The sequence below is a fragment of the Streptomyces sp. CA-146814 genome (genome assembly GCF_050942385.1).
Classification (GTDB): domain Bacteria; phylum Actinomycetota; class Actinomycetes; order Streptomycetales; family Streptomycetaceae; genus Streptomyces.
In genome coordinates this window covers 5043687-5062482 of sequence record NZ_CP192068.1, presented here as the reverse complement: position 1 = coordinate 5062482, position 18796 = coordinate 5043687, and the positions used below count along the sequence as shown (strand labels likewise).

Sequence of the window (18796 nt, the reverse complement as noted above, 5' to 3'; positions counted from 1 at the left end):
GCGGTTTCGTGCATTGGACGCATGAAACCTGGCGCTCTACGTTCGACGTATGCCTCCCGCCGATACCGGGGCATCCACCGTCGTCGTGGATGCCTCTGCCCCGTCGTCCCCCGTCATCACCTCCCGCGCCGCCGCGCCGACCTCTGTCGAGCGGCTGGAGCCCGGCCGCCCCGGCTACCGGAAGATGAGCTTCGCGCTCTTCGCCGCCGGTGTCGCCGCCTTCGCCCTCCTCTACTCCACCCAGGCCCTGCTGCCCGCGATCTCCGCCTCGTACGGCGTGAGCGCCGGCCAGGCGAGCTGGACGGTCTCCGCGGCGACCGGCGCGCTGGCGCTGTGTGTGCTGCCGCTGAGCGCGCTGTCGGAGCGGTTCGGGCGACGGCAGATGATGACGGCCTCGCTGACGGTCGCGGTCCTGGTCGGGATGCTCGTGCCGTTCGCCCCTTCGATCGGCTGGCTGATCGCGCTCCGGGCCATCCAGGGCGCGGCGCTCGCCGGGCTTCCGGCCTCCGCGATGGCGTACCTCGCCGAAGAGGTCCGACCCAAGGCGCTGGTCGCGGCGATCGGGCTGTTCGTCGCGGGCAACAGCATCGGCGGTATGAGCGGCCGCATCCTCACCGGGTGGGTCGCACAGGCCTGGGGCTGGCGCGCGGCGCTCGCGGCGGTCGGCCTGCTGGCGGTGGCGTGCGCCGTCGCGTTCCACTTCCTGATCCCGAAGGCCCGTAACTTCACCCCCGGCACGCTCAACCCGAAGGCGCTCGCCAAGACCGTCGCCACGCATCTGGGCAATCCGCTGCTGGTCCGGCTGTACGCGATCGGCGCGCTGTTCATGACGGTGTTCGGCGCGGTCTACACCGTGATCGGCTTCCGGCTGGTCGAGGAGCCGTTCTCGCTGCCGCAGGGCATCGTCGGCTCGATCTTCCTCGTCTACCTGGTCGGTACGGTCTCCTCCGCCGCGGCCGGACGTCTGGTGGCCCGACTCGGCCGCCGGGGCGCGCTCTATCTCGCGGTCTCGACCACGGCGGCCGGGCTGCTGCTCTCGCTGTCGGAGTCGCTGGCCGCCGTGCTGCTGGGGCTGGTGCTGATCACGGCCGGGTTCTTCGCCGGGCACGCGGTCGCCTCGTCCTCGGTGAGCCGGACGGCGACGACGGGCCGGGCGCAGGCCTCGGCGCTGTACCAGTCGGCGTACTACCTGGGCTCCAGCGCGGGCGGCACGCTCGGCGCGGTCGCCTTCCACGCGGGCGGCTGGGCGGCGACGGTGGCGCTGGGGCTGCTCGCGGTGCTCGGCGTGGTCTCGATCACGCTGTACGGGACCCGGGTGGCGCGGGCCGAGCGGCGGGCGCTGGTGCCGGCGACGCGCTAGCTCGACGGGGCCGATCCGGAGGCCGTAATTCCGGCTATGCCGGAACGCGACGCAACCGAGACCTGCCCCGTGCAACCACCCCTCCCCTTCGCGTGTCTACCAGACGTAACCACAAAGCTACTGTGGGCGAAGGGGAGTTGGGGGACATGGGTGTGAAGGCGAACGTATCCGGAGGGCGGCTGCGGCGCGGGGTGGCGCTCTCCGTGGCCGGGCTGGTGGCGGCACCCGCCCTGGTCCTGGGAACCGGCACCACGGCCCAGGCGGCCTCCTGCTCCACCTCCACCGGGCCGCACCAGAAGCAGGTCGAGAAGTTCCTGAAGCGGCCCGTGGACGGCAAGCAGTCGGCCGCCGACTGCAAGGCGATCCAGAAGTTCCAGAAGGCCCACGGGATCACCCCGACCATCGGGTACGCCGGGCCGCTGACCTGGCGCACGATGAGCACGATGCTCGCGCAGAAGGCCGCCGGGAAGAACCCGAACAAGGCCGGCAAGTGTCCGACCAACAAGGGCCGCATCGCCTGCGTCGACCTGACCCGGCAGCTGAGCTGGATCCAGGACGGCAAGAAGCTGACGTACGGCCCGGTGCCGGTGCGGACCGGGCGCGACGGCGCGGAGACGCGTACCGGCGCCAAGAAGGTCTACTGGCGCAACATCAACCACTGGTCGACGATCTACAAGGTGTGGATGCCGTACTCGCAGTTCTTCGACGGCGGCCAGGCGTTCCACTCCGTCACCAAGTCCATGTACAACCCGCCGGGCTCCGGCGGCTGCGTCAACATGCGCCCCGCCGACGCGAAGGCATACTGGAAACTGCTGAAGAACGGCGACGACGTGTACGTGTACGGGCGCAAGCCCGGGACCTGATCGACGCGGGCCGTAGGCCTCTTTCCACCCCTGTTGTCAGTGCCCTGCGGTAGCTTCCGACGTACCGGGTGACGGAGGCCGCGGCGCGGCTGCGCGACAGGGGTGGAGCGATGAGCGATCTGACCACGACGACGGCCACGGGTGCGGGGGCGGCAGCGGGCTCGGGGGACGCCGGGGTCTCCGGTGACGGCGGTGTCGACGCCCGGCTCGAAGGCCACCGCACCGAGCTGACCGGGTACTGCTACCGGATGCTCGGCTCCGCGTTCGAGGCCGAGGACGCGGTGCAGGACACCCTGGTGCGGGCCTGGCGCAACTTCGACAAGTTCGAGGGCCGCTCCTCGCTGCGCTCCTGGCTCTACCGGATCGCCACCAACGTCTGCCTGGACATGCTGAGCGCGGGCAACAAGCGGGCCCGCCCGGTCGATCTGACCGGCCCGACCCCGCTCGCCCAGGCCGCGCTCAGCCCCCGACCCGAGAACGTCTGGCTGGAGCCGATGCCGGACGGCCGCATCCTGCCGACCGTCCAGGACCCGGCGGAGGCCGCCGTGGCGCGGGAGTCGGTGCGCCTGGCGTTCGTCGCCGCCCTCCAGCACCTGCCGCCCAAGCAGCGGGCCGTGCTGATCCTCCGCGAGGTGCTCGCCTGGAAGGCCGCCGAGGTCGCCGAGCTGCTGGAGACCTCCGTCGCCTCGGTGAACAGCGCCCTCCAGCGGGCCCGCGCCACGCTGACCGAGCAGGAGGGCCGGGTCCCGGACGCGGCCGACCCGCTCGACGAGGAGCAGCAGAAGCTCCTGGAGCGCTATGTGAAGGCGTTCGAGGGATACGACATGGCCGCTCTGACCGCGCTGCTCCACGAGGACGCGGTGATGACGATGCCGCCGTTCGACCTGTGGCTGCGGGGCACCTCGGACATCACGGGCTTCATGACGACCGTCGGCGCGGCGTGCGCGGGCTCCCGGCTGGTGCCGGTGGCGGTCAACGGCTCGCCGGGCTTCGCGCACTACAAGCCCGATCCGGAGGGGTCCGGCTTCGTGCCGTGGGCGGTCCAGGTCATCGACGTCCAGGACGGGGCGGTCTCGGGGATGCACTGCTTCCTGGACGTGGAGCGCTGGTTCCCGCTGTTCGGGCTGCCGGACCGGCTTCCGGCGGTGACTCCCGAGGGCTGACCGGGCCGGTCGGTCACGGTTCCGGCACCCGCTCCTCCGGCCCCTCCACGCCCGGCCCCTCCAGCGCCACCACGTCCGCCAGCCCCACCAGGTCCAGCAGGCCCTGGAGTTCGGGCCCGACCCGGCGCAGCCGTAGCTGCCGGCCGGCCCGGCGGGCGACCAGCGCCAGCCGGGCCACCGCCTCCACCAGCGCCAGGTCCGCCCGCTCGACGTCGCCCACGTCGCACTCGACCGGAGCGGCCCGTTCGGCCGGGTCGTTCAGCAAGGTCTCCAGCTCCGCGCAGAGGGCCGGTACGGCGTCACGGGTGACGCGTCCGGTGACGGCGAAAACGATCGGGTTCATGGCTGCCACAACGGGAGGACCGGCCCGCTGACCGAAACTCATCGCGCCGGAGGCAGGTTTCCGGCCAGAGAGACCCAACTCACAACTCGTACACATCTCTTGCGAACCTCTTCACGATTTTCTCCCTCTAGGTTGTGTGAACGGTTCAGAGGAACCGCCTCATTCTCCAGGGGGAGAGTTGCACAGACACGTGAAGAGGGTGGGGGTTCCGGCTGTCGCCGCGGCCGCCGCCGTCGCACTCGCCGCGGGCATGACCACGCCCGCCGCCGCACAGCCGTATTCGCCCGCAGCCGTGGTCAAGGCGGCTTCCGGCTCCACGGGCAAGGCCTCGCACCAGCTGACGCTGATCACCGGCGACCGGGTGTCGGTGGACGCCAAGGGCCGGGTCGTGGGCTTCCAGCCCGCCGAGGGACGCGACGGCATCCCGGTGCACAAGCAGATACGTGACGGGCGCACGCTCGTCATACCCGCCGACGCCCAGCGGCTCATCGCCTCCGGCAAGCTCGACCGGCGGCTCTTCGACATCACCGAGCTGAACCGGCCGGAGAACCGCCGGGCCCAGAAGAAGGACCTGCGGCTCATCGTCAGCTACCGGGGCGCGCAGAGCGCGCAGGCAGCGGCGAAGGCGGAGGTCCGGGACGCGGGCGCCACCCGGATCGGCCGGAGCCTGACCTCGCTGAACGCCCAGTCGGTCGCGACGCCGAAGGCGGACGCCCCGGACCTGTGGCAGGCGCTCACCAGCGAGCAGGCGGGGAACGCCCAGCGCACCACCGCGACCGGCGTCGACCGGATCTGGCTGGACGGCAGGCGCAAGGCGACCCTGGACCGCAGCGTCGCCCAGATCGGGGCACCGACCGCCTGGAAGGCCGGTTACACCGGCAAGGGCGTCAAGATCGCGGTCCTGGACACCGGCGTGGACGGCACCCACGCCGACCTCAAGGGCAAGATCGTCGCGGCGAAGAACTTCACCAAGTCGCCCGACCTCAAGGACCGCATCGGTCACGGCACCCACGTCGCCTCGACCGCCGCGGGCTCGGGCGCGAGGTCCGGCGGGAAGTTCAAGGGTGTCGCGCCGGACGCACAGCTCCTGGCGGGCAAGGTCCTCGGCGACGACGGGTTCGGTGACGACTCCGGCATCCTCGCCGGGATGGAGTGGGCGGTCGCGCAGGGCGCCGACATCGTCAACCTGAGCCTCGGCGGCATGGACACCCCCGAGGTGGACGCGCTGGAAGCCGCGGTCAACAAGCTCTCGGCCACCAAGGGCGTCCTGTTCGCCGTCGCGGCGGGCAACGAGGGCAGCGCAGCGGGCACGGTCGGTTCGCCGGGCAGCGCGGACGCCGCGCTGACCGTCGGCGCGGTCGACGTGAACGACAAGCTGGCGGGCTTCTCCAGCCGTGGCCCGCGCGTCGGCGACAGCGCCATCAAGCCCGACGTCACGGCCCCCGGGGTCGCCATCACGGCGGCCTCCGCCCCGGGCTCGGAGATCGCCAAGGAGGTCGGCGAGAGCCCGGCCGGCTACCTGACGATCGACGGTACGTCGATGGCCACGCCGCACGTCGCGGGTGCCGCGGCCCTGCTCAAGCAGCAGCACCCGGAGTGGACGTACAAGCAGCTGAAGAACGTGCTGGCGTCCTCCACCAAGCCGGGCGCGTACACGCCGTTCCAGCAGGGCACGGGCCGGATCGCGGTGGACCGGGCGCTCACCCAGACCGTGGTGAGCGAGGAGGTCTCGGTCAACCTCGGGGTGCAGCAGTGGCCGCACACCGACGACGTCCCGGTCACCGAGCCGGTCACCTACCGCAACCTCGGCACCACGGACGTCACGCTCGACGTGACGGTCGCCGGCACCGGCCCGAAGGGCAAGCCCGCTCCGGCCGGCTTCTTCACCCTCGGCGCCTCGCAGGTCACCGTGCCCGCGGGCGGCACCGCCGCCGTGGAGCTGACGGCCGACACCCGGCTCGGCGGCGCCGAGGTGGGCTCGTACTCCGCGTACGTCGTGGCCACCGGCGGCGGCCAGACCGTCCGCACCGCGGCCGCGGTCGACCGCGAGCGCGAGTCGTACGACGTCACGCTGAAGGCCATCGGCCGCACCGGCAAGGCCGCGCCCGCGGCCGACGCCGAGCTGGACGGCCTGAGCGCGAGCGCCGAGGGCTCCTGGTACACGTCCGCCTTCAAGAACGGCGTGGCCACGGTCCGCGTGCCCAAGGGCACCTTCGTGCTGAACGGCAGCGTCGTCACGGACCCGAAGCGGAAGTACGACGTCGACTGGCTCGTCCAGCCGAAGCTCAGCATCACGAAGAACACGACGATCACGCTGGACGCGCGGAGGACCAAGCCGGCCGCCATCACCCTGCCGGTGAAGGGGACCACGCTCCGCGGCATCGAGACCGAGTACACGATCGCGACCAAGGACTACGACACCACCTACGGCTGGGCGGTCGGCCCCAAGGGGACGCTCCGCACCGCGCACATCGGCCCGAAGATCACCGACGGTTCGCTCAGCCAGCGGTGGGCCGGCAGCTGGAACAAGGGCGCGGGCGACTACAACATCGCGTTCGGCGGCAAGGTCACGCAGTTCGCCACGGGCGTCAGCCGTAAGTACACGGCCAACCAGTTCGCCACGGTCAAGCTGACCATGGGCGTCGGCGCGGTCAAGAAGAAGACCGGCGAGGTCTGGCCCATCGCCGAACTGCCGGGCGGGTACGGGATGTACGGCGCGCCCGCCCACCAGGCGCTGCCCGGCGTCCGTACGGTCCGCCTCGCCACCAGCGACAAGGCCCGCTGGGCCCTGGAGTTCGCGCAGATCGGCGGCAAGGACAAGCAGGGCTACCCGATCTACGAGTCGGCCTACTCCCTCGGGAACCCCGCCACCTACAAGGGCGGCAAGTCCTACACGAAGACCGTGAACACCGGGGTCTTCGGCCCGCGGCTGGCCGGTTACGACGGCGTCTACCGCGAAGGCAACGAGATCGCCGGCTTCGTCCCGCTGCTGGCGGACGGCAGGGGCAACGACGGCGCGCCGGAGTTCTCCTCGGTCACCACGGTGCTGCACCGCAACGGCAAGAAGTACGCCCAGACCAAGGACCCGCTCCAGGGCTGGGACTACTTCACGGTCCCGGCGGGCAGCGCCGACTACCGGCTCAGCTCGTCGGTGAGGCACACGGCGAAGATCAGCGCCCTCTCCACCCGGGTGGACGTCAGCTTCACCTTCCGCTCCAAGAAGGCGTCCACGAAGCTCCCGGCCTCCACCGTCCGCTTCACCCCGGCCCTGACCACCGACGGCCGCGCCACGGCGGGCAGGACCGTCTCCGTGCCGGTGACGGTGCAGGGTTCGGCCGCCGGGAAGAACCTCAAGGCGCTGGCGACGTACGTCAGTTACAACGGTGGCAAGACCTGGAAGAAGGTCACCGTGAAGAAGGGCAGGATCACGGTGAAGAACCCGGCGAAGAACAAGGCCATCTCCTTCGCCGCCAACATCACCGACAAGAAGGGCAACAGGTCCACGGTGCGGATCTACAACGCGTACCTGGGCAAGTGACCGCCCAGGAGCGGTAGTTGACCTCGCACGAACGGCGGCCCGCCGCACGGAGATCCCCTCCGCGCGGCGGGCCGCCGGCGTGATGCGTCAGCTGACCGGGAAGACGCCGGTGTCCAGGTCGAGCCCGAAGGGTTCGGGAAGACTGATCTTCCCGCCGTACTCGACCGTCTCCAGCACCCGGTACGTACCGCCCTCCGGCTCCCCGTAGAGCGTCGCGGTCGGACGGCCGGAGTGCCAGGGGTCGAGGAGCAGGAACAGCTCCACCCCGGCCTTGGCGTAACCGTTGACCTTGCTGACGCGGTCGTGGTTGGCGTTGGCGCGGGAGGTGATCTCGACGACGAGGCGGGCTTCCTCGGCGGGGACGGTGTTCCCCGGCCCGGAGGCGGTGGCGCGCTCCACGACGACGAGGTCTGGGATATAGATCCCGCCTCGCCCCGGCAGAGAGAGGCCGAGGGTCTGGTAGATCTCCCAGTCCTCCGGAATGACGGTGTAAAGCCTGCGCTGGAGCAGAGCAGCGGTGGTGTTGTGATCCTTGGACGGCGGCGGCGACACGGTGACGATCTCCTCGATGATCTCCACCTTGCAGCCCTCGGGTGCGTCCGTCTCCTCCCAGATCCGGACAGTGTCGTCCCAGTCCTGGCCCTGTCCCTGGCCCGGCACGGGATCGACGGTGAGTGCGCTCATGGCGGTCTCCTCTATCGGTACGTCACCGAGTCCAGCATGCCGAACGGGACCGGCGGCAGTCCACCGGTCCCGTTCACCCGTACGAGGAAACCGCAGGTCAGGCGATACGTTCCCGCACCACCGGCAGCGGGGCGAACGACGTGCCCGCCGGGGAGATCTCGTACGCGTCCGGCAGCGCCTTCAGCGCGTAGTCGAACTTCTCCGGGGTGTCCGTGTGCAGCGTCATCAGGGGCTGGCCCTCGGAGACGGTGTCGCCGGGCTTGGCGTGGAGTTCGACGCCCGCGCCCGCCTGGACCGGGTCCTCCTTGCGGGCGCGGCCGGCGCCGAGGCGCCAGGCGGCCACGCCGACGTCGTAGGCGTCCAGGCGGGTGAGGACGCCGGAGGCCGGGGCCGTGACGATGTGCTGTTCGCGGGCGGTCGGGAGCGTGGCGTCCGGGTCGCCGCCCTGGGCCGCGATCATGCGGCGCCAGACGTCCATCGCGGAGCCGTCGGCCAGGGCCTTCTCCGGGTCGGCGTCCTTCAGGCCGGCCGCGTCCAGCATCTCGCGGGCCAGGGCGAGGGTGAGGTCGATGACGTCCCTCGGGCCGCCGCCGGCCAGGACCTCGACCGACTCCCGTACCTCCAGCGCGTTGCCCGCGGTGAGGCCGAGCGGGGTCGACATGTCGGTGAGCAGCGCGACCGTGCGGACGCCGCTGTCGGTGCCGAGCGCGACCATGGTGGAGGCCAGTTCGCGGGCGTCCTCGATGGTCTTCATGAAGGCGCCGGAGCCGACCTTGACGTCCAGGACGAGTGCGCCGGTGCCCTCGGCGATCTTCTTGGACATGATCGAGCTGGCGATGAGCGGGATCGCCTCGACGGTGCCGGTGACATCGCGCAGCGCGTACAGCTTCTTGTCGGCGGGGGCGAGGCCGTCACCGGCGGCGCAGATGACCGCGCCGGTGGTGTCCAGGACGTTCAGCATCTCCTCGTTGGAGATGTGGGCCCGCCAGCCGGGGATGGACTCCAGCTTGTCCAGGGTGCCGCCGGTGTGGCCGAGGCCCCGGCCGCTGAGCTGCGGTACGGCGGCGCCGCACGCGGCGACCAGCGGGGCGAGCGGCAGGGTGATCTTGTCGCCGACGCCGCCGGTGGAGTGCTTGTCGGTGGTGGGGCGGGAGAGCGCGTCGAAGTTCATCCGCTCGCCGGAGGCGATCATCGCGGCGGTCCAGCGGGCGATCTCGGTGCGGTTCATGCCGTTGAGCAGGATCGCCATGGCGAGGGCGGACATCTGCTCGTCGGCGACCTCGCCGCGGGTGTACGCGTCGATGACCCAGTCGATCTGCTCGGGGGTCAGCTCGCCTCGGTCCCGCTTGGTGCGGATGACGGAGATGGCGTCCATGGGAGTCCTTCCGGCCGGTGCGTACGCAGGAGTTCAAGACGACTCTACGCGCATAGAGAGGGGGAATGGCGGTGGCCCTTCCGGGAAGGAAGGGCCACCAGGATGACTGATTCAGCCGAGGTGCTGCGGGCCGAACGACTGCGGCAGCATCGCGTCCAGCGTGCGGCGCCCGTCGGGCGTCTCCAGGAGGAGTCCGGGGCCGCCGAACTCGTACAGGAGCTGCCGGCACCGGCCGCACGGCACCAGGACGGACCCGGTGCCGTCCACACAGGTGAAGTGGGTCAGCCGGCCGCCGCCGGTCGCGTGGAGCGTGGAGACCAGGCCGCACTCGGCGCAGAGCGAGAGGCCGTAGGAGGCGTTCTCGACGTTGCAGCCGGTGATCGTGCGGCCGTCGTCCACCCGGGCGGCGACCCCGACCGGGAAGCCCGAGTAGGGGGCGTACGCCCGGGACATCGCGTCCCGGGCCGCCTCCCGCAGGGCCTCCCAGTCGGACTCGTCGAAGGCGGTGGTGGCAGCGGGGCCTTCGGAGGCGGGCGAGGTCACTTGCCCTCGCCCTTCCGATAGGGCACGCCGTCCGCCTTCGGCATGCGTAGCCGCTGTGCGGAGAGCGAGAGGACCAGCAGCGTGGTGACGTACGGAGCGGCGTCGACGAACTGGCTCGGCACCTGGTCGGTCAGCAGGTACCAGGTGAACAGCAGCGCCGAGACGGCCGCCGAGATCACCGCGGCGACGTACTTCTTCTTGTAGAGCTGCCAGAACACCGCGATGACCAGCAGGATCGCCAGCAGGAGCAGCATCGCGTGGACGTTCTCCGCGCCGCCGCGCAGCTTGAGGCTGTCGGTGAAGCCGAAGAGCCCGGCGCCCAGCGCCATCCCGCCCGGCATCCAGTTGCCGAAGATCATGGCGGCGAGGCCGATGTAGCCGCGGCCGCCGGTCTGGCCCTCCTGGTAGATGCCGGTGGCGACGATCGCGAGGAACGCGCCGCCGAGGCCCGCGAGCCCGCCGGAGATGGTGACGGCGATGTACTTGTACTTGTACACGTTGACGCCGAGCGTCTCGGCGGCCACCGGCGACTCACCGCAGGAGCGCAGCCGCAGCCCGAACGGGGTGCGCCACAGGATCCACCAGGTGGCCGGGATCAGCAGCAGCGCCAGCAGCGTCAGCAGCGAGAGGCCGGTGACCAGGCCGCCGATGATGCCCGCGATGTCGGAGACCAGGAACCAGTGGTGCTGCTGGAGGTCCTGCATCCAGTCCGAGAGCCCCGGAATGGTGATCTTGTCGATCGGGTCGATGCGCGGGGACTGCTTGGAGGAGCCGCCCTGCACACCGTCGAAGGCGAAGTTGGACAGGTAGCGGGTGACGCCGACGGCGAGGATGTTGATCGCCACACCGGAGACGATGTGGTTCACGCCGAAGGTGACGGTGATGATCGCGTGCAGCAGACCGCCGAGGCAGCCGCCGATGATGCCGAAGAGGACGCCCATCCACGGGCCCCACTGGAATCCGGCCCAGGCGCCGAACCAGGTGCCGAGGATCATCATGCCTTCGAGGCCGATGTTGACGACGCCCGCGCGCTCGGCCCAGAGGCCGCCGAGTCCGGCGAGGCCGATCGGGACGGCGAGTTCCAGCGCGCCGGCGACCTGGCCGACCGAGGTGATGTCCTCGGCGCCGCTGATCAGGCGGACGAGCGAGACGAGGGCGAGGCCGCCCGCGATGATGAGCAGGACGACGGGCAGGGTGAGCTTGCGGCGGCCGCCCTTCTTGGGGGCGTGGCGTGCGGCGATGGCTTTGCTGGTGCTCACAGGGCCGCCTCCTTCTCGGTCTTGATGGCGTGGCCGGCGGCGAGCTCCTCGCCCACCTTCTGCTGCTGGCGGCGGACGCCGTAGCGGCGCACCAGCTCGTAGGAGACGACGACCGAGATCACGATCAGGCCCTGCATGATCGTGGCGATCTCCTTCTCGTACCCGTACTGGTCGAGCGAGGCGGACGACTTGTCGAGGAAGGCGATCAGCAGGGCGCTCAAGACGATGCCGAGCGGGTTGTTACGGCCCAGCAGCGCGATGGTGATACCGGTGAAGCCGATCCCGGTCGGGAAGTCGAGGCTGTACGTGTGGGTGTCGCCGAGCAGCGTCGGCATGCCCGCGAGGCCCGCCACCGCGCCGGAGATCAGCATCGAGGTGAGGATCATCTTCTTGGCGTCCACACCGGAGGCCTGCGCGGCGCTCTCGCTGGCGCCGGTGGCGCGCAGGTCGAAGCCGAAGCGGGTGCGGTTGAGGATGAACCAGTAGAGCAGGCCGCAGCCGGCCGCGACGAAGGTGAAGCCGTAGATCTCGCCGCCGTCACCCATCGGCAGACCCGGGAACCAGCCGGACTCCGCGATCTCACCGGTGGTGAGGTTGTTGGAGCCGGCGGGCTGCTCGCCGAAGTTCTTCGGCAGGATCAGCCAGGCGATCAGCGCGGTGGCGATCGAGTTGAGCATGATCGTGGAGACGACCTCGCTCACCCCGCGGGTCGTCTTCAGGAAGCCCGCGATCCCGGACCAGAAGGCGCCCACCAGCATCGCGACGATCACGATCAGCGCGATGTGCAGCGGGCCCGGCAGGCTGACGCTCGCGCCGACCAGCGCGGACATCATGGCGGCGAGGCGGTACTGCCCGTCGACGCCGATGTTGAAGAGGTTCATCCGGAAGCCGACGGCGACCGCGAGGGCGGCGAGGTAGTACGTACCGGCCTGGTTGACGATCAGGACCTGCACGTCGACGTAGCTCGCCGACTCGAACATGATGCGGTACGGCTCGAACGGGTTGCGGCCGGAGGCCAGCAGCACCACGGTCGTCAGCGCGAGGGCCACGACCAGGGCGAGCACCGGGCCGGCGAGGCCCAGGATCAGCCGGTCCTTGTCGAATTTCTTCATCGGGCCTCGTCCTCCGAGCCTTCGAGGTGACCGGTGGCGGCGCCGGTCATGGCCGAGCCCAGTTCCTCCGGGGTGATGGTGGCCGGGTCGGCGTCGGCGACCAGCCGGCCGCGGTACATGACGCGCAGCGTGTCGGAGAGCCCGATCAGCTCGTCCAGGTCGGCCGAGATCAGCAGGACGGCCAGTCCGTCGCGGCGGGCCTCGCGGATCTGGTCCCAGATCTGCGCCTGCGCGCCGACGTCCACGCCACGGGTGGGGTGGGCGGCGATCAGGAGCTTGGGCGCGTGGCTCATCTCGCGGCCGACGATCAGCTTCTGCTGGTTGCCGCCGGAGAGCGAGGCCGCGGTGACCTCGATGCCGGGGGTGCGGACGTCGTACTCGCGCACGATCCGCTCGGTGTCGGTGCGGGCCGCCTTGTTGTCCAGCAGCCAGCCGCGGCTGTTGGGCTTCTCGGTGACGTGGCCGAGGATGCGGTTCTCCCAGAGCGGGGCGTCCAGCAGGACGCCGTGGCGGTGCCGGTCCTCGGGGATGTAGCCGATGCCGGCCTCGCGCCGCTTGCGGGTGGGGGCGTGCGAGATGTCGTCGGTGTCGAGCGTGATCACGCCGCCGTCCGGGTCGCGCATCCCGATCAGGGCCTCGATCAGCTCGGTCTGCCCGTTGCCCTCGACGCCGGCGATCCCGAGGACCTCGCCCTTGTGGATGGTGAAGTCGACACCCGCCAGCACGTCGCGGACGGTGCCGTCGGGGTCGGTGATCGTGAGCGCGAGGTCCCGCACGCGCAGCATGGGCACGTCGGTGACGGTGGACTCGCGGGTCTCCGGCGTCGGCAGCTCGCTGCCGACCATCAGCTCGGCGAGCTGCTTGGTCGTGGTGGTGGCCGGGTCGGCGGTGCCCACCGTCGTACCGCGGCGGATCACCGTGATGTCGTCGGCGACCGAGAGCACCTCGCCGAGCTTGTGCGAGATGAAGATGACGGTCAGGCCCTCGGCCTTGAGCTCGCGCAGGTTGGCGAAGAGCGCGTCGACCTCCTGCGGCACGAGGACCGCGGTCGGCTCGTCCAGGATCAGGATGCGGGCGCCCCGGTAGAGGACCTTGAGGATCTCCACGCGCTGCCGGTCGGCGACCCCGAGGTCCTCGACGAGCGCGTCGGGCCGGATGCCGAGCCCGTACGCGTCGGAGATCTCCTTGATCTTCCGGCGGGCGCCGGCGCCGATGCCGTGCAGCTTCTCGCCGCCGAGGACCACGTTCTCCAGGACGGTGAAGTTGTCGGCGAGCATGAAGTGCTGGTGCACCATGCCGATGCCGCGCTCGATGGCGTCGCCCGGGTTGGAGAAGGAGACCTGCTCACCGTTGATGGCGATGGTGCCCTCGTCCGGCTTCTGCATGCCGTAGAGGATCTTCATCAGGGTGGACTTGCCGGCACCGTTCTCCCCGACGAGGGCGTGCACGGTGCCCTTGCCGATGGTGATGTCGATGTCGTGGTTGGCGACGACGCCGGGGAAGCGCTTGGTGATGCCGTGCAGTTCCACGGCGGGGGGGCTGCTGGACGCGTTGATGACGCACTCTCCTTGGCCGGACAGGAGCGGGGGCGGAGGGGCTGAGGGGGCTCTGGTGAGCGGGGTGAAGTTATCGCGCCGGAGGGCCGTCTACACGCGTAGAGCTGCCGAATCGTGAAACACAGGCGCACGTCACAGTCCGGACGCGGGGTCCGGGACCGGTGGGAGAGCACTGCGATAGGCGGATCTTCTTCGGTGCTGCGTTGGTGGGGCTGAGGGTGGGGCTGTTCTGCGGGTGCCGCTGAGGGCCCTGTTCCGGTTACCGGAGAGGGCCCGGCGGCCCTGTCCGTCCGCCGGCGCCGGGGTGCGGCGGGGCGGACGGACAGGGCCTGGGAAACCAGCCGGAGAACCGGCCTCGTCAGCGAGGTGACGAGACGTTCGTCATGCGAGGTGACGAGAGGTTACGGGGCGGTCTTGACGGTGATCTTGCCGTCGATGATGTCCTGCTTGGCCTTGTCGACCGCGGCGATGACGTCCTTCATGTCGGCGAAGGCCGGGTTGGACATCGACAGCGCGACGCCGTTCTTGTCCAGGCCGTAGCGGATCTCACCGGACTGCGGCTTGCCGTCCTGGACCGACTTGATCAGGTTGAAGACGGCGTCCTCGATGTCCTTCGTGACCGAGGTCAGGATGGACTCCTTGTAGTTGGCGAGGCCCGCCTGGTTGTACTGGTCGGAGTCGACGCCGATGTTCCACTTCTTCGCCTTGGAGGCGGCCTCGATGGCACCGGAGCCGGCCAGACCGGCGGCCGAGTAGATCACGTCGGCCTTCTTGTCGAGCTGGCCCTGCGCGGCGGCCTTGCCGAGGTCGGGCTTGGAGAAGCCGTCGAAGTTCGGCGGCTGGGTCAGGTACTGCGGGAGCACCGTCACCGAGGGGTCGGTGTCCTTGACGCCCTGGGCGTAACCGGCCTCGAACTTCTTGATCAGCGGGGTCTCGACACCGCCGATGAAGCCGACCGTCTTCGTCTTGGTGACCTTGGCGGCGGCGACGCCGGCGAGGTAGGAGCCCTGCTCCTCGTTGAAGACGATGTTGGCGATGTTCTTGGCGGTCACCGAGGCGTCGTCGATGATCCCGAAGGTGGTCTTCGGGAACTTCGGCGCGACCTTCTTGATGGCCGGCGCGTAGGCGAAGCCGACGCCGATCACCGGGTTGTTGCCGGCGCGGGCCAGCTCGGTGAGGCGCTGCACCTTGTCGGCGTCGCTCTCACCGTCGGACGGCTCGGCCTCGTTGCCGTCGACGTCGAGGTCCTTCTCCGCCTTGGCGAGTCCGGCGTAGGCGGCGTCGTTGAACGACTGGTCGCCGCGGCCACCGATGTCGTACGCGATGGCGGCCTTGTCTCCACCGTCGGAACCGGCGTCCGACGACGTTTTTCCGCCACACGCGGTGGCGGAGAGCGCGAGGGCGGCTGACGCTACGCCCACGGTGGCAATCCTGGTGATCCGGCGCAAGGGAGGCTCCTTCAAACCTGACCGAAGCGCCTCTTCCGGCGCTGGTTTCGCGGCGATCGTAACGCGCGTAGATGTCAGATAAGAGCACGTACGGAAGCCGTTATCGGATCGTCGTGAACAGAAGGGGTTACGCACGTCCATGGATGGACCGCGAACAGTTCGTGAAGGCGCCCCTAAGACCGACCGGCCAGCAGGGCGGCGGCCGTGAACAGCTCGACCCCTACGGTGATGGCCTCCTCGTCCACGTCGAAGTTGCCCCGGTGCAGGTCCAGACCGCGCGTGTCGCCGGGCGGCCGGACGCCGAGGCGGGCCATCGCGCCCGGGACCTGCTCCAGGTACCAGGAGAAGTCCTCGCCGCCGAGGCTCTGCTCGGTGTCCTCGATCGCGTACGAACCGCGGCGCTCGGTCATCGCCGCGTCCAGCAGCCCGACGGACTCGGCGTCGTTCACCACGGGCGGCACGCCCCGTACGTAGTTGATCACGGTCTTGGCCCGATGCATTCCGGCCACCTCGTCCACGGCGGCGTGCACCAGGTCGGCCGCGTCCCGCCAGGCGTCCAGGTTGAGGCAGCGGACCGTGCCGGAGAGCTCGGCGTGCTGCGGGACGACGTTGGGCGCGTGGCCGGTGTGGAGGCGGCCCCAGGTGAGGACGAGGCCGGAGCGGGCGTCGACGCGGCGGGAGAGCAGCGCGGGGACGTCCACGGCCACCCGGGCGGCGGCGGTGACCAGGTCGGTGGTGAGGTGCGGGCGGGCGGTGTGGCCGCCGGGGCCGTCGAGCGAGATCTCCAGCCGGTCGCAGGCGGAGGTGATGGGCCCGATGCGCAGCCCGATCGTCCCGACGTCCACCTTCGGGTCGCAGTGGACGGCGATGATCCGCCCGACGCCCTCCAGCACCCCGGACGCGATCGCGCTGAGCGCACCGCCCGGCATGACCTCCTCGGCCGGCTGGAAAACCAGGCGCACCGGGTTGGGCAGGAGGCCCTTCCGGTCGAGCGCGGCGAGCACCAGGCCTGCGCCGAGCACGGTGGTGGTGTGGACGTCGTGGCCGCAGGCGTGGGCGCGGTCGGGGACGGTGGAGCGGTAGGGGACGTCCACCTTGGTGTCCGGGATCGGCAGCGCGTCGATATCGGCCCGCAACGCCAGCATGGGCGTCACGCCGTCCCACTCCCCCACGTCGCAGACGAGCCCGGTCCCGACGTCCAGCACCCGCGGCTTGAGCCCGGCCTTCTCCAGCCGGTCCTTGATCGCGGCGGTGGTCCGGAACTCCTGGTTGCCCAGCTCGGGGTGCATGTGCAGATCCCGGCGGAAGGCGATCAGCTCGTCCCGCAGCTCGTCACCGAGCCTGCCGGGCAGCCCACCTCCTCCCGGCTGGTCGACCAGGTCTTCGGGGCGGGCGGCGCGGGACTTCAACTGGTTCACCTTGTGAAGGGTAGGCCCCTTCACCCATCAACTGGCCACTGATCAACAAAACTTCAGCCGCACAGGGGAACAAAAGCGGTGTGGAGGTGTGTGACGGATCGTGACAGTGGGTATCAAGGTGGGTTTCGGTGACGGTGGTGGAGACCCGCTACGCGTGGGCCGTCGACGTCAGCCGCTGCACCCCCCGGGCCGTCTCCGTGACCCCGCTCAGGAACCCTTGCGCGCGCGGTGAGGCCGTCGTACGGAGCCACTCCGGGGCGATGTCGCAGACCGCGACGTTCACGCCGGTGCCGGACAGGGCCAGCGGGAGGGTGTGGACCACCGTGGAGGGGAAGCTGACCACCGTGTGGCCGATGGGGCCGCGGCGGGCGATGAGTTCCAGCGGGAGGTCCGGGCGGACGATCTCCAGGCCGGTGGCGGCCTCCAGGGCGTGGAGCTTCTCGGCGGACTCGCGGCGGTGGGCGAAGTAGCGGGTGGCGCCGTGGGTGCGGGCCAGGGCCGCGACCGCCTCCTGGTACGGGACCGGGTCGACCACCCCCGTCTCCACCAGGGACGTCCCCACCAGGTCCGCGCCCTTGCCGACGCTCGGCGGGCCGAAGCGGGCGCGGGTCCAGGCGAAGGTGTTGGCGGTGACGGTGACGCCCGGCGGCGGCTCGACCGGCATCGCGGTGAAGACCTCCACCTCGTGCCGGGCCGTCGGGGTGAAGCGGCGCCGGGCGGTGGCCGTGACCGGGGCCAGGAGCAGCTCACGCGGGCCGCCGCGCCCCTTGCGGTGCCAGCGGGTCAGCCGCTCCCCCCGGGCCAGCTGGGTGACGAACTCCATGGTGGCCGTGCCGTCGTCGACCACCGTGAGGCGCTCGGCGCGGACCAGGGTGAGCAGGAGCTGCACATAGCGGGAGAAGGGGTCCCCGATCACGATGTGGTCCGCCCGCCTGACCAGCCCGGCCAGCGCGCGCAGGGCCTTGAGAGGCGCGCCGGAGTCCCCGCGCGCCTCCTGCCAGCGGACGGTGATGCCCTCGTCGCGGGCCAGCTCCGCCATCCGGCGCAGCTGGCCGCGCGACATCGGGTCGACCGGGGGGAGGACGACGACCGTGGTGTCGGCCGGGTCGTCTCCCCCCATGGCGTGGGTCCACTCCAGGACGTTCAGGAGCTGGACCGGGCTCTCGACGAAGGCGAGGTTCACCGGTCGGCGCTCAGACCGCGACCGGCTCGGGGGCCGGCGCGTTCTCGGTCTCGGCGACGACGCCCGCGACCCGGCGGAGCTTCTTCATCGGGCCGAGCTCGGACTCGTACACCTTCTTGACGCCGTCGCCGAGGGAGGCCTCGATGGTGCGGATGTCGCGGACCAGGCGGGTCAGGCCCTGGGGCTCGACGGAGGCGGCCTGGTCGGAGCCCCACATGGCGCGGTCCAGGGTGATGTGGCGCTCGACGAAGGTGGCGCCGAGCGCGACGGCGGCCAGCGTGGTCTGGAGGCCGGTCTCGTGGCCGGAGTAGCCGATCGGGACGTTGGGGTACTCCTGCTGGAGGGTGTTGATGACCCGCAGGTTCAGCTCCTCGGCCTTGGCCGGGTAGGTGGAGGTGGCGTGGCAGAGCAGGATGTTGTCGCTGCCGAGCACCTCGACCGCGTGGCGGATCTGCTTCGGCGTCGACATGCCGGTGGAGAGGATGACCGTGCGGCCGGTGGCGCGCAGGGCGCGGAGCAGCTCGTCGTCGGTGAGCGAGGCGGAGGCCACCTTGTGGGCGGGGACGTCGAACTTCTCCAGGAAGGCGACGGCCTCGGTGTCCCACGGGGAGGCGAACCAGTCGATGCCGCGCTCGGCGCAGTGCTCGGAGATGGCCTGGTACTCCTCCTCGCCGAACTCGACGCGGTGGCGGTAGTCGATGTACGTCATCCGGCCCCAGGGGGTGTCGCGCTCGATGTCCCACTGGTCGCGCGGGGTGCAGATCTCCGGGGTGCGCTTCTGGAACTTGACCGCGTCGCAGCCGGCTTCGGCGGCCGCGTCGATCAGGGCGAGGGCGTTGCCGAGGTCGCCGTTGTGGTTGATGCCGATCTCGCCGGTGATGTAGACGGGGTTGCCGGGTCCGGCGGTACGGGTGCCGAACGTGCGCAGGCGGGAGGTGCTCATGGTGGTGC

At 70.6% G+C, this 18796-nt stretch carries 15 protein-coding genes; 4 read left to right on the top strand and 11 right to left on the bottom strand.

The annotated features are described in order from the left end of the window. The first annotated feature begins 49 nt into the window (after window positions 1-49). The 3 genes from ACQP09_RS22765 to ACQP09_RS22755 all read left to right on the top strand — a co-directional run bounded on the left by ACQP09_RS22765 (window position 50) and on the right by ACQP09_RS22755 (window position 3386). On the top strand, window positions 50-1360 hold the full coding sequence (locus ACQP09_RS22765) for an MFS transporter (protein WP_433402388.1): 1311 nt from the start codon (window positions 50-52) through the stop codon (window positions 1358-1360). Between the two features lie 146 nt (window positions 1361-1506). Then, window positions 1507-2223 carry a L,D-transpeptidase family protein gene (locus ACQP09_RS22760; RefSeq protein ID WP_433402385.1) on the top strand — a complete coding sequence of 239 codons (717 nt, stop codon included), beginning with the start codon at window positions 1507-1509 and terminating at the stop codon, window positions 2221-2223. 110 nt (window positions 2224-2333) lie between these two features. Beyond that, window positions 2334-3386, top strand: a complete 1053-nt coding sequence (locus ACQP09_RS22755; protein ID WP_433402383.1) for a sigma-70 family RNA polymerase sigma factor — start codon at window positions 2334-2336, stop codon at window positions 3384-3386. Between the two features lie 13 nt (window positions 3387-3399). Here ACQP09_RS22755 and ACQP09_RS22750 read toward each other — a convergent pair whose 3' ends face one another. Further along, window positions 3400-3729, bottom strand: a complete 330-nt coding sequence (locus ACQP09_RS22750; protein ID WP_433402381.1) for an STAS domain-containing protein — start codon at window positions 3727-3729, stop codon at window positions 3400-3402. Between the two features lie 190 nt (window positions 3730-3919). Here ACQP09_RS22750 and ACQP09_RS22745 point away from each other — a divergent pair, with 190 nt between their 5' ends. Beyond that, a complete protein-coding gene (locus ACQP09_RS22745) occupies window positions 3920-7267 on the top strand; it encodes a S8 family peptidase (protein WP_433402378.1) in 3348 nt (1115 codons plus the stop codon). 87 nt (window positions 7268-7354) lie between these two features. Here ACQP09_RS22745 and ACQP09_RS22740 read toward each other — a convergent pair whose 3' ends face one another. The 10 genes from ACQP09_RS22740 to ACQP09_RS22695 form a co-directional block, all read right to left on the bottom strand. Continuing rightward, window positions 7355-7951, bottom strand: coding sequence for a Uma2 family endonuclease (locus tag ACQP09_RS22740; RefSeq protein ID WP_317817916.1), 597 nt, complete (start codon window positions 7949-7951; stop codon window positions 7355-7357). Between the two features lie 97 nt (window positions 7952-8048). Next, window positions 8049-9326, bottom strand: coding sequence for a thymidine phosphorylase (locus ACQP09_RS22735; protein WP_433402374.1), 1278 nt, complete (start codon window positions 9324-9326; stop codon window positions 8049-8051). 111 nt (window positions 9327-9437) lie between these two features. Continuing rightward, window positions 9438-9869 carry a cytidine deaminase gene (locus tag ACQP09_RS22730; RefSeq protein ID WP_433402372.1) on the bottom strand — a complete coding sequence of 144 codons (432 nt, stop codon included), beginning with the start codon at window positions 9867-9869 and terminating at the stop codon, window positions 9438-9440. Beyond that, window positions 9866-11128, bottom strand: a complete 1263-nt coding sequence (locus ACQP09_RS22725) for an ABC transporter permease (RefSeq protein WP_433402369.1) — start codon at window positions 11126-11128, stop codon at window positions 9866-9868. Before ACQP09_RS22725 ends, ACQP09_RS22730 begins: the two co-directional genes overlap by 4 nt. Then, window positions 11125-12240 carry an ABC transporter permease gene (locus tag ACQP09_RS22720; RefSeq protein ID WP_433402367.1) on the bottom strand — a complete coding sequence of 372 codons (1116 nt, stop codon included), beginning with the start codon at window positions 12238-12240 and terminating at the stop codon, window positions 11125-11127. The genes ACQP09_RS22725 and ACQP09_RS22720 overlap by 4 nt, the downstream gene beginning before the upstream one ends. Then, entirely contained in the window at window positions 12237-13820 is a 1584-nt protein-coding gene (locus ACQP09_RS22715; RefSeq protein ID WP_433406721.1) for an ABC transporter ATP-binding protein, read from the bottom strand. Before ACQP09_RS22715 ends, ACQP09_RS22720 begins: the two co-directional genes overlap by 4 nt. Before the next feature lie 377 nt (window positions 13821-14197). Beyond that, the gene (locus tag ACQP09_RS22710) at window positions 14198-15244 is read right to left on the bottom strand and encodes a BMP family lipoprotein (RefSeq protein ID WP_433402364.1); all 1047 of its coding nucleotides are present in this window, start codon (window positions 15242-15244) and stop codon (window positions 14198-14200) included. A 173-nt stretch (window positions 15245-15417) separates the two neighbouring features. Beyond that, entirely contained in the window at window positions 15418-16653 is a 1236-nt protein-coding gene (locus ACQP09_RS22705; protein WP_433406719.1) for an amidohydrolase, read from the bottom strand. Window positions 16654-16810: 157 nt separating this feature from the next. Continuing rightward, entirely contained in the window at window positions 16811-17845 is a 1035-nt protein-coding gene (locus tag ACQP09_RS22700; RefSeq protein ID WP_433402361.1) for a hypothetical protein, read from the bottom strand. Between the two features lie 10 nt (window positions 17846-17855). After that, window positions 17856-18788, bottom strand: coding sequence for an N-acetylneuraminate synthase family protein (locus ACQP09_RS22695; protein WP_433402359.1), 933 nt, complete (start codon window positions 18786-18788; stop codon window positions 17856-17858). Window positions 18789-18796 lie beyond the last annotated feature (8 nt).

Excerpts from the sequence above, each read along its gene's own strand:
- ACQP09_RS22765 (WP_433402388.1), top strand. The coding sequence starts at position 50 with ATGCCTCCCGCCGATACCGGGGCATCCACCGTCGTCGTGGATGCCTCT.
- ACQP09_RS22760 (WP_433402385.1), top strand. The coding sequence starts at position 1,507 with ATGGGTGTGAAGGCGAACGTATCCGGAGGGCGGCTGCGGCGCGGGGTG.
- ACQP09_RS22755 (WP_433402383.1), top strand. The coding sequence starts at position 2,334 with ATGAGCGATCTGACCACGACGACGGCCACGGGTGCGGGGGCGGCAGCG.
- ACQP09_RS22750 (WP_433402381.1), bottom strand. The coding sequence starts at position 3,729 with ATGAACCCGATCGTTTTCGCCGTCACCGGACGCGTCACCCGTGACGCC.
- ACQP09_RS22740 (WP_317817916.1), bottom strand. The coding sequence starts at position 7,951 with ATGAGCGCACTCACCGTCGATCCCGTGCCGGGCCAGGGACAGGGCCAG.
- ACQP09_RS22735 (WP_433402374.1), bottom strand. The coding sequence starts at position 9,326 with ATGGACGCCATCTCCGTCATCCGCACCAAGCGGGACCGAGGCGAGCTG.
- ACQP09_RS22720 (WP_433402367.1), bottom strand. The coding sequence starts at position 12,240 with ATGAAGAAATTCGACAAGGACCGGCTGATCCTGGGCCTCGCCGGCCCG.
- ACQP09_RS22695 (WP_433402359.1), bottom strand. The coding sequence starts at position 18,788 with ATGAGCACCTCCCGCCTGCGCACGTTCGGCACCCGTACCGCCGGACCC.